Origin of the sequence: Burkholderia sp. WSM2232 (assembly GCF_000472545.1) — a bacterium.
Classification (GTDB): Bacteria; Pseudomonadota; Gammaproteobacteria; order Burkholderiales; family Burkholderiaceae; genus Paraburkholderia.
In genome coordinates this window covers 415,226-425,073 of the sequence record NZ_AWZV01000004.1, presented here as the reverse complement: position 1 = coordinate 425,073, position 9,848 = coordinate 415,226, and the positions used below count along the sequence as shown (strand labels likewise).

8 protein-coding genes are annotated in these 9,848 nt (G+C 64.5%); 2 read left to right on the top strand and 6 right to left on the bottom strand.

Translation table 11 applies throughout. The features are described from left to right. Window positions 1-548 precede the first annotated feature (548 nt). The 3 genes from F757_RS0104140 to F757_RS0104130 are packed head-to-tail and all read right to left on the bottom strand — an operon-like array spanning window position 549 to window position 2,685. Window positions 549-1,460: a spermidine synthase gene (locus F757_RS0104140; RefSeq protein WP_027210299.1), complete on the bottom strand. Its 912-nt coding sequence runs from the start codon at window positions 1,458-1,460 to the stop codon at window positions 549-551. After that, window positions 1,457-1,930 carry a DNA-deoxyinosine glycosylase gene (locus tag F757_RS0104135; protein WP_027210298.1) on the bottom strand — a complete coding sequence of 158 codons (474 nt, stop codon included), beginning with the start codon at window positions 1,928-1,930 and terminating at the stop codon, window positions 1,457-1,459. Before F757_RS0104135 ends, F757_RS0104140 begins: the two co-directional genes overlap by 4 nt. After that, window positions 1,930-2,685 (bottom strand): chorismate--pyruvate lyase family protein, encoded by a 756-nt coding sequence (locus F757_RS0104130; protein ID WP_027210297.1) that lies wholly within the window; start codon window positions 2,683-2,685, stop codon window positions 1,930-1,932. Before F757_RS0104130 ends, F757_RS0104135 begins: the two co-directional genes overlap by 1 nt. A gap of 238 nt (window positions 2,686-2,923) precedes the next feature. Between F757_RS0104130 and F757_RS0104125 the strand changes: the two genes are divergently transcribed. Then, window positions 2,924-3,430 (top strand): OmpA family protein, encoded by a 507-nt coding sequence (locus tag F757_RS0104125; protein WP_027210296.1) that lies wholly within the window; start codon window positions 2,924-2,926, stop codon window positions 3,428-3,430. A 72-nt stretch (window positions 3,431-3,502) separates the two neighbouring features. On the opposite strand, the gene F757_RS0104120 is transcribed toward F757_RS0104125, so the two are convergent. Next, the gene (locus F757_RS0104120; RefSeq protein ID WP_027210295.1) at window positions 3,503-5,245 is read right to left on the bottom strand and encodes a hypothetical protein; all 1,743 of its coding nucleotides are present in this window, start codon (window positions 5,243-5,245) and stop codon (window positions 3,503-3,505) included. 12 nt (window positions 5,246-5,257) lie between these two features. Further along, window positions 5,258-7,132 carry a hypothetical protein gene (locus F757_RS0104115; RefSeq protein ID WP_035466240.1) on the bottom strand — a complete coding sequence of 625 codons (1,875 nt, stop codon included), beginning with the start codon at window positions 7,130-7,132 and terminating at the stop codon, window positions 5,258-5,260. A gap of 298 nt (window positions 7,133-7,430) precedes the next feature. Here F757_RS0104115 and F757_RS0104110 point away from each other — a divergent pair, with 298 nt between their 5' ends. Then, window positions 7,431-7,700: a hypothetical protein gene (locus F757_RS0104110; protein WP_027210293.1), complete on the top strand. Its 270-nt coding sequence runs from the start codon at window positions 7,431-7,433 to the stop codon at window positions 7,698-7,700. Between the two features lie 230 nt (window positions 7,701-7,930). On the opposite strand, the gene htpG is transcribed toward F757_RS0104110, so the two are convergent. Beyond that, window positions 7,931-9,829 (bottom strand): molecular chaperone HtpG, encoded by a 1,899-nt coding sequence (gene htpG, locus F757_RS0104105; RefSeq protein WP_027210292.1) that lies wholly within the window; start codon window positions 9,827-9,829, stop codon window positions 7,931-7,933. Window positions 9,830-9,848 lie beyond the last annotated feature (19 nt).

Genomic DNA, 9,848 nt, shown 5'->3' with positions numbered 1-9,848 from the left:
GAGGTGGGTGTGAGGTGGGTGTGAGGTGGGTGTGAGGTGGGTGTGAGGTGGGTGTGAGGTGGATGCGAGGTGGGTGAGGCCGGGGGTGAGACGTATGTGGGCGGGTGTGAGGCGGATGTTGGGTTGATGGTGATAGCTGTGGACGGCTGTCGAGGCGGCCGTTGAAACAGCTCCGTCGACGATGCCGCGCACGGCGGTGCGCGAACAGATGGCGCGGCGGATGCTGTCTTGCGACGCGCTGGTCCGACGGTGAGGCTGTCTGCGCGCGTTGGCTAAGCCTCCCAGTGACGCGCGTCGCGAGAGGCGCGCGGCCGATGTTCGCGTCGCACGCGCCGGTCCAGGCCTCGGCGGCCTCACGAGGTTCGCCGGTCCTCGCTCGAACCGCGAAAACAGCCCGGCGATGCAGCGCAGCGCCGATGCCCCAACGCCCCACTGCCCCGATGCTCAATACATAGCGGCGCAGGCCCCGGCGTCGCGCGGATACGACGATTTTCCGCTGACGCAGCCGGAGCCTCCTCCGGGCCCGGCCGCCCCGGCTCATGCTCCGCTCAGATGACGAACGACGCGCCCGTCTGCCCTGTCGATTCCTGCAGCCCCTTGATCCACTTGCGCGCCGGCAAGCCGAGTTCTGCCTCGATGAGTCTCGCGCGCGCTTGCAGCGCCGTGAACGGCACGTCGAGCGCCGGCCCCGAGAACGCGATGGCGATGCGGTTGCCGTCGTGCACTTCGGGCAACGCGACCACGCGGCCGTCGAACGCTTCGTTCAGCCGCTTCATGTTGCGCACGAAACTCGGGTGATCACCGAACAGGTTCACTGTGACCACGCCCGCCCCGGTCAGACACGCGCGCACCGCACGGTAAAAGCCGACGCTGTCGAGCACGGGGCCGCGCGCCGTTGCATCGTAGATGTCGATCTGCAATGCGCCGATCGTGCCGTGATTCGCGCGGTCGTTGACGAAGTCCCACGCGTCGGTCTCGTGCACGGTCAGGCGCGCGTCGTCGGGCGGCAACCCGAACATCGTGCGCGCGGCCACTACGACCGCCGGGTTCACCTCGACCGCCTCGACCTTCGCGCGCTTCAGAAAGCGGTGCGCGAACTTGGTCAGGGCGGCAGCGCCGAGACCCAGCTGCACGACACGTTTGGGCGTTTCGATAAAGAGCAGCCACGCCATCATCTGCTGCGCGTATTCGAGTTCGATGTAATCGGGCTTGCGCAACCGCATCGCGCCTTGTACCCATTCCGTGCCGAAATGCAGATAGCGCACGCCGCCCTCTTCCGAGAACGTGACGGGCGCAAAGCGCGGCTTGCGCGGCGTTTCGATTTGCGGCGCGTCGTGCAGGTCGTCCTCGTGCGAGGCGCGTTTGTTGTTGCGCACGGAAGCGCGTTTGCTCGCGTCGTGGTCGTTGCGGTTGCGGAATGCACGCGCCTCGGCCGAAGCACGCTTGATGAGTTTCGTCATGTAAGGATGTCGCGCCACAGGCGCAATTTTTGATCGAACGAGAGCATAGCATTGGCCGGACTCGACGAAGGCAACACGAGCGTCGTGTAGCCCGCGGCGCCGATCACCGCTGCAAAGCGGCCTGCGGTCTTGCCGTTGAAGGCGACTTTGCGCAGCTTCGGCGAGTGCTCGCGCAGCGACGCAAAGTCGTTTGGCTGCGCATTGCGGATCGCCGCATCGAGACTACCTTCCCGATGGCACGCGGCCAGCACGTCCCACACGCCTATGCCGTGCGACAGCAGCCGTTGCAGGCGTTCTTCGTAGGCAAGCTCGGCGAGCGGCTCGTCGAGCACCGCGCCAAGCAGACGCCAGAACTGGTTACGCGGATGCGCGTAGTACTGCGTCGCGGCCAGCGACGCCTCGCCGGGGAAGCTGCCGAGAATCAGCGTATGCGTGTCAGCGGCGACGACGGGGGGAAAGCCGCGCAACATTAGTGGCTCCCTTTACGCGTGGGGTTTGCCGTGGGGTTTGCCGGAGCGTTTGCCGTGGTCTGCACCGCGGCGTGCGCCCGTGAAGCCGTGTGCTCGAGCGAACGGCCATGCTCGCGCAGGCGCTGGTGCGCCGCCCGGCTTGCAGCGGTGGCACCCGCTGCACAGGAAGCTGACCGCAATTGCGGCGACCGCGTCGACAACGCCGCGAGGTGCGCCCACAGTGCCGGCAAAAAACACTCGGTGACGAGAAGCGGCGCGCCATGCCGCTCGAACACCGAACGGCGCGCCACCAACGCATGCGGCGCCATTGCGCCGACTTCGCGCGCGGCAAGACGGTACAGCGGATGCCGCGCGGTCACCCGGCGGCTGACCAGCGCCGAGCGCGCGACGCTGCTGTCGCTATACAGCAGTTCGGCGAGCGGCCTGGTGCGCAAACGCCGCGTGGCCTGCCACACGCCGACGCTCGCGGCGAGAGGCGCAACGCTATGCGCAGCGACGAACGGCACGCCATCGACGCACAGCACGACCTCGCGCACCCATACTGGCGCACGCATGCAAAGACCCAGCGCGGCATGCTCGTCGGCCCAGGGCACCGTCACGCCTTCACGGGTGACGCGCACGGCGACCGCGCCGAGCGCGCGCAGATGCGCGGTCAACGAACCGCCGCGGGTCAACCAGTCTTTTTGCGGGGCACTGAAACCAGGCAGGGGAGCGACACGCCAGTGCGCGTCAGCGGCATCGAAACGGATAGGCATGGAATCGGATTATAGCGGCGGCCTGTCGGAGCATTGCCAGGCGCACGCGCGGCTTTTCCGCCAAATGGGAATAGGCGCCGCATCGGCATCGAACCGCTCAAGCGGCGCGTCGATTTCGGAAAGCTCCGATTCTCCCTCGACCGCAACGCACGATACAACCTCCGTGCTTTACGAACCGGCGATCGGCCCGCCGCCGGCGGGCTCGCCATCCGATCTGCAAAAGAACGAGAGGATAAGCATGAAAAAACTTCTGAGTGCCAGCGCCTGCGCACTGTCTGTCGTGTTGATGGCAGGCTGCGCGGCCCCGCTGAATCGCGACACCGAAACGTCGTTGAACAAGGCTGCGGGTATCGAGGTCGCGCCGGTCGCGGACGGCGTCGCCGTCAAGCTGCCGGAAAAGGCGCTGTTCGATTTCAACAAGTCGGAAGTGCGCAGCGATGCAAGCGGGGTGATCGACCGGTCGGCTGTGTTGCTCAAGCGCAGCAAGAAGCCGATCATCGTTGAAGGCTATACGGACAACGTCGGAACGCTCGAATACAACCAGCAGCTCTCCGAAGCGCGCGCGGTCGCGGTGGGGTATGCGCTCGTGGCGCGCGGCGTGTCGGTGGACCGTATTCGCACCAAGGGCAATGCGTACAACAATCCGGTTGCAAGCAACGACACGCCGGAAGGCCGCGCGCTCAATCGTCGCACCGAGATCGTCGTGCGCGGCGAGACTATGGAAACACTGATGGGTAAGAAGTAAAAACCTGCTGGACGGCGGGCCGACTTTCGCCCGCTCCAACACCTGAAGCCGGACGCACCGTGTGCGTGCGGCTCATTTCTCTACAAATTCCGTGAGCGCTCGCGCGACATCGGCGAGCACTGCGTTCCACTCGCCCAACTCGCGCTGTCTGAAGAGACGCATTGACGGATACCACGGGCTATCGTCGCGCGCGACCATCCACCGCCAATCCGTGAAGGTGGGCACCAGCACCCAGACCGGCGTGCCGCACGCGCCTGCCAGATGCGCAACCGCGGTGTCCACTGTAATCACGAGGTCTAGCGATTGAATGATCGCGAGCGTATCCGCGAAGTCATGAATTTCGGGGCCGAGCGAATGCATCTGCATACAGGCGGACGAAGCCGCCGCGTCGTGCTGTGCATCGCCCTTCTGTAGAGAAAACCAGCGCACGTGAGGCTGTTTGAGCAACGGCCGCCATTGCAGAAGCGCAATAGACCGGTAGCGATCCAGTCCGTATGCCGGGTTGCCAGCCCACACAATGCCGACACGCTTTCTGAACGGGCGCAGCGCCTGCTGCACACTGAGCGCCTCGAGGCGGTTGCGCCAGCGCTGCAGCTTGCACGACTCAGCCCGCAGATACGCGCTGGCGAGCGGCAGCATGGATAGCTCGAGCTTCATATGCTCGGGCATCCGCAGCATGCGGCACCAGTAGTCGTAGGGACCGGGCGGCACCGTGGTCCACGCCGCACGGACGCCCGCGGCCCCACGCGCTACATCGCCTAACGGCTCCTCGACCCACACGTCCACCTGCGCGCCACGCTGGTGCAGCCACTCGGCCATGCGCAAAAACTGGATCTGATCGCCAAGACCCTGTTCTCCCACCAGCAGGAACCGGCAGCCGAACACCCGCTCGCCCTGCCATTCGGGATAAGCCGGGCGAACCAGGTTATGGTTCTCGGGCAGCGCCTCATGCCACCGGTACTGTTTCCAGCCACGTTGGAAATCGCCCGCGCGAAGCTGCGCCGCGGCCAGATTGAACTGCATGAGCGCGTTGCTTGGCAGCAAACGCGCGGCCTCGGCGGCATGCAGGTGCATCTGTTCGAAGTCGCCGAGCATGTTCAGCGCGAACGACGCGTTGTGATGCAACCACGCGTCGTGCGGATCGGCTGCCACTCCCTGCCGCGCGACGCTGAGCGCCTCGACGAAACGCTGTGCGCTGTTCAATGCGAAGGCGAGTTGCTGAAGCGCGCCGGCATTCGCGGCGCAGCGTGCGCGCACCGCCGGCCAGATGGCGTCAAGTTCGGCCCCGCGCCCCGCCTTGAATAACGCCGCGATCAGCATGCAACCATCGGCGATGTTCGACGAGTCGAGTGCCCATGCGCGCTGCCAGAAGTCCGCCGCATCGGCATGCTGCGCCTGATCCGCGCAGATTTGCGCGAGCGCGCGAACGGCGTGATGCATCGTGGGCTCAAAACCGAGTGCATTCAGATAGTGCCGACGCGCTTCGTCAAGCCGGCCGGACAGCTTCAGGCAATCCGCCAGATTGCGATGCAGGCTGGCGCTGCCACCGCCGATGCTCAGCGCCCGATAGTAGAACGCCTCCGCCGCGATCCGCTCGCCGCGCAACGCGGCGAGCAACCCGCGGTGCTCCCAGATGTCCGGGCGCTCCGGCGCGGCATTCAATGCGCGATCGAGTTGCTCACAGGCGTGATCGAGCGCTCCCTCACGAAAATAGGCGAGACCGAGTTGATGCAGCGCATGTGCATCGTTGGACAGCGCCTCGCTCGCTGCGGAACCTGGCAAACCGGATGAACACGATGAAACTTGATGAGGCATGGCGTGCGGTAGCTAGCCGTTCACAGTGGGGAGCGCAACCCGACCGGGATCGGCGCTGCTTGCGCCGTTCGCCATGAGCGCTGTCAGACGCTCGGCGACTCGCTCGACAACCGGAGCCCACTGCCCGGGCTGCGGCTGCCGGAACAGTTCCAAGGAGTCGTACCAGGCTTGCGTCTCCTCGTTGCCCCACGCCCAATGCGACACGTGATCCAGCATCGCGAACACCGGGCGCCCCAGCGCGCCGCCTAGATGCAGCGGCGCGCTGTCGACCGTCACCAACGCATCGAGCGCGGACATATGGGCGGCGACATCGTCGAAGCCTGACGCGTAGTGCGCCGTCATGTCGCACACCGAGTAACCCTGCGCGGTCATCACCGCGACGTCCGCCGTGCGCCCTGGCGTGAGCGAATAGAACGCGACCCCGGCGAGCGAAAGCAGCGGTTCAAGCGCGACAGGAGCAATGGAACGCCGATGGTCGCGACGATGCGTGGGGCTACCGGCCCACACGAGCCCCACGTGCAGTCTCGCCTGCGGCGCCTGCGCGCGCAGCCGCTCCTGCCAGGCAGCCACCTTGCGCTCATCAACGCGAAGATAGGCAGTGCCTCGCACCTGCTGCGGCTGCAGATCCAGCACCAGCGGCAAGCTCATCATCGGCAAGCTGTAGTCGGGGGCGCCGAGCGGGCCGTCCTCGATCGACACACAGTCGTCGTAGAAACGCGCGAGCAGCGCTTGCAAAGACTTGCGCACACAGAGCACCAGCCTGCCGCCCTGCTCCCGCACGCGTGCGGCGAGCTGCGGCACATAGCGCACCATGTGGATGTCGTCGCCATTGCCTAGTTCGCTGTGCACCACAAGCGTTTTGCCGGCGAGCGTCTCGCCATGCCAGCGCGGGCACAGGCGCGCCATGACCGAAACGATGTTATTCGGCTGACGGTCGTCGCGCGAAAGGCGTGCCTCGAAACGCTTCCAGCCACTGGACCACGCGCCGCGCCGCAGTTCCAGGTCGGCCAGGTCGACTGCCGGCGTCACAGCGTTCGAATTCAGCGTGAGTGCTTCGCGCAGCACCGTTTCGCTTTCCTCATAACGCGCCTGCTCGCCCAGATAGAAGCCGATGGCGGCCAGCACCTCAGCATTGCCTGGCGACGCGGCGTGGGCAACACGCATGGTCGCCTCGGCCGCCGCCGCGTCGTTGCATTGCCATTGCGCGTGACTGAGCTGCCAGGCCATTTCCGCGTCCGCAGGATTGCGCAGCAGCGCTTCGCGGCACACCTGCCCGACGGCGGACCAGTCGCGGGCTTCGCGCAACGCCAGCGCCAGTTGCAGCGGCAATGCGGGATCGACGGCGTGATCGAGCGCATAAGCGTGTGCGAGTGCCCACCGCCGCTCTTCGCGCACGCGAGGATCAGCCAGAGAACCAAGCGCGATGGCGAGCCACCACGGCCCGCGCGCGTCGCGCGGCTCACGCTGCTGATAGGCGCGCAACATGTGCGCCGCCGCCGACTGCGCACCGCACTCGTTGATGAGCCAGACGACCCACTGGAGCGTCTCGGCAAGCGGCTGTGCGGCGACCGTCTTTTCGCTGTAATGCCGCGCGACTTCGCCGCGGCCCAGCGCGTCTGCAAATAGTGCGACGCGTGCATGACGCGCCCCATTGGGCTCCGCTTGCGCCTGCGAGGCGCTGTGATACGCCTCTTCGAAGCGCCCCGCACTCGCGTGCAAGTCGGCGTGCAATTGCGGCGTCACACCCGCGGCGGCCAGTTCGGCGGCGCGCGAAACAGCAGCCTCCCAGCCCTCTTCGCGCAGGATCGACCACAAAAGATGGACTGTCTCCAGACGGGTTGTCACATTGACCATAACGGCCGGGTCTGCCAGAGCGGAGTCGGACATAAACATTCAGAAAATTGAGCTGCACGCATGCGTTTGTGTGGATTGCAAGCGTGGATTGCAGAACACACTTGGACGCGCGCAGCCTTGACAGAAAATGACTTGAACAACCTGCGCCGTTGTCCAGGCCTCGGGCTCGAAACGTGATAACCCGAGATAATGCCGCGCGCCGCATCTCATAAACCAATCTCAATTTATGGTCGTTGATAAGTTTTAGTTAGTTAACCATAATGATTTACACCCGGTGCCAGAAATGCCCCGCGGCGTTCGTCAAATCAACAACTAGCAGCAGGGAGTCAGGTTGAATACTACTAATGTGAAGGAAACGTCCGACCGCATCGCGCATCTTGCGTCGGCCATATTGCATCGTCAGGGCGCCACGCATATCGAGAAAGAGCTAGCCGGCTCCGCGCTCGCGCAGCATCACACTTCGAAGCAAACCAGCGCGGCAATCGGCGCCCTCGCCGCAAAAGTGCTCGGCGATCACCATTCCAGTTTCGAGGCCAAAGAATTGGCCGGCAGTGTGCTCGCCCAGGTGCGGCATTTGCACGGGCTGACCTTCGAGCGTTGAAGCGCGCGTCGTTCAAAACCCCGGTCTTTCGGAGTGGTGCTGTAGGGCGAATATCCAGCGCAAGGCAAAAAAAATGCGCTGCCTAAGCAACGCATTTTCAATTTGCTACGGTGCACGCTGGCGGGCTGCATCTTTCGGCGTGTCAGCCGGCCGTGTCAGTCGGCCGCATCGGTCGGCCGCATCGGTCGACCTCAGCCGCCGATGCGCCCGCCGGCGCTACACCATCACGCTCAGTTCGCGCGCGCGAGCAACAACGCGTTGGTGCGCTTCACGAAGCTCGCCGGATCTTCCAGCGCGCCGCCTTCGGCCAGCAACGCCTGATCGAACAGCAGGTGACACCAGTCGTCGAAGTTCGCGCTGTCGGCCTGCAAGCCCTTCACCAGCGCGTGTTCCGGATTCACCTCGAGAATCGGATGGAACGACGGCGCCTGCTGGCCCGCGGCCTTCAGCATGCGCTGCAGGTAGCCGCTCATTTCGCCGTCGTCGGCAACGAGGCAGGAAGGCGAATCGGTCAGGCGGAACGTGAGGCGCACGTCCTTTGCCTTGTCCTTCAACGCTTCCTTCATCTTTTCGACGAGCGGCTTCAGTTCTTCGCTGACCTTTTCCTGCGCCTGCTTCTCTTCGTCGTTCAGCGCGCCGAGATCCAGATCGCCGCGGGCTACGCTTTGCAGCGGCTTGCCGTCGAATTCGTTCAGGAACGACAGCATCCACTCGTCCACGCGATCGGTCAGCAGCAGCACTTCCACGCCCTTCTTGCGGAACACTTCCAGATGCGGGCTATGCGTGGCGGCCTGCCAGGTGTCGGCGGTCACGTAGTAGATCTTGGCCTGCTCGGGCTTCATGCGCGCGACGTAGTCCGCGAGCGACACCGTCTGCTCCGGCGTTTCCGTATGCGTGGACGCGAAGCGCACGAGCTTGGCGATCCGCTCGCGGTTCGCAAAGTCTTCGCCAATGCCTTCCTTCAACACCTGGCCGAACTCCTTCCAGAAGCCGGCGTACTTTTCGCGGTCGGCTTCGTTCTCGGAATTCGCCAACTCTTCCAGCATGGATAGCGCGCGCTTGGTCACGCCTTCGCGGATCGCCTTGACATCGCGGCTTTCCTGCAGGATTTCGCGCGACACGTTAAGCGGCAGGTCGCTCGAATCGACCACGCCCTTCACGAAGCGCAGATACGACGGCAGCAGTTGCTCGGCGTCGTCCATGATGAACACGCGCTTCACGTACAGCTTCAGTCCGCCGCGATGATCGCGGTTCCACAGGTCGAATGGCGCGTGGCTCGGCACGTACAGCAACTGCGTGTACTCGCTGCGGCCTTCCACGCGGTTGTGCGTCCACGTGAGCGGGTCCTGGTGGTCGTGCGACAGGTGCTGATAGAACTGCTTGTACTGCTCTTCGGTAATGTCGCTCTTCGCGCGGGTCCACAGCGCGCTCGCCTGGTTGACGGTCTCGTCCTCGTCTTTCGTGACCATCGCGCTCTTTTCCGCGTCCCACTCTTCCTTTTTCATCAGGATGGGCAACGCGACGTGGTCCGAATAGCGCTGAATGATCGACTTCAGCCGATGCGACGACAGCAGTTCGTCCTCGTCCGCGCGCAAGTGCAGCGTGATGGTCGTGCCGCGCGCGGCGCGCTCGATCGTCTCTACCGCGAAGTCGCCCTCGCCGGCGCTGACCCAGCGCACGCCTTCGGAGGCGGGCAAACCGGCGCGGCGCGTCTCGACCGTAATCTTGTCCGCGACGATAAAGCCCGAGTAGAAGCCCACGCCGAACTGGCCGATGAGCGCGGCGTCTTTCTGCTGATCGCCCGACAGCTTGCCGAAGAATTCCTTCGTGCCCGAGCGCGCGATCGTGCCGAGGTTCGCAATGGCCTCTTCGCGGCTCATGCCGATGCCGTTGTCGTCGATCGTCACGGTGCGCGCGTCCTTGTCGTACGACACGCGAATGCGCAGATTCGGGTCGTTCTCATACAACCCGCTGTTTTCAATGGCTTCGAAGCGCAGCTTGTCGGCTGCGTCGGACGCATTGGAAATCAGCTCGCGCAAAAAGATTTCCTTGTTGCTGTACAGCGAATGGATCATCAGGTGCAGAAGCTGTTTGACTTCCGCCTGAAAGCTCATGGTTTCTTGTGCCATGGTCGGACTTCCTCTCTGT

What these genes read in the sequence shown, in the direction of transcription:
- F757_RS0104140 (WP_027210299.1), bottom strand. Translation starts at nt 1,460, where the DNA reads ATGACGAAACTCATCAAGCGTGCTTCGGCCGAGGCGCGTGCATTCCGC.
- F757_RS0104135 (WP_027210298.1), bottom strand. Translation starts at nt 1,930, where the DNA reads ATGTTGCGCGGCTTTCCCCCCGTCGTCGCCGCTGACACGCATACGCTG.
- F757_RS0104130 (WP_027210297.1), bottom strand. Translation starts at nt 2,685, where the DNA reads ATGCCTATCCGTTTCGATGCCGCTGACGCGCACTGGCGTGTCGCTCCC.
- F757_RS0104125 (WP_027210296.1), top strand. Translation starts at nt 2,924, where the DNA reads ATGAAAAAACTTCTGAGTGCCAGCGCCTGCGCACTGTCTGTCGTGTTG.
- F757_RS0104120 (WP_027210295.1), bottom strand. Translation starts at nt 5,245, where the DNA reads ATGCCTCATCAAGTTTCATCGTGTTCATCCGGTTTGCCAGGTTCCGCA.
- F757_RS0104115 (WP_035466240.1), bottom strand. Translation starts at nt 7,132, where the DNA reads ATGTCCGACTCCGCTCTGGCAGACCCGGCCGTTATGGTCAATGTGACA.
- htpG (WP_027210292.1), bottom strand. Translation starts at nt 9,829, where the DNA reads ATGGCACAAGAAACCATGAGCTTTCAGGCGGAAGTCAAACAGCTTCTG.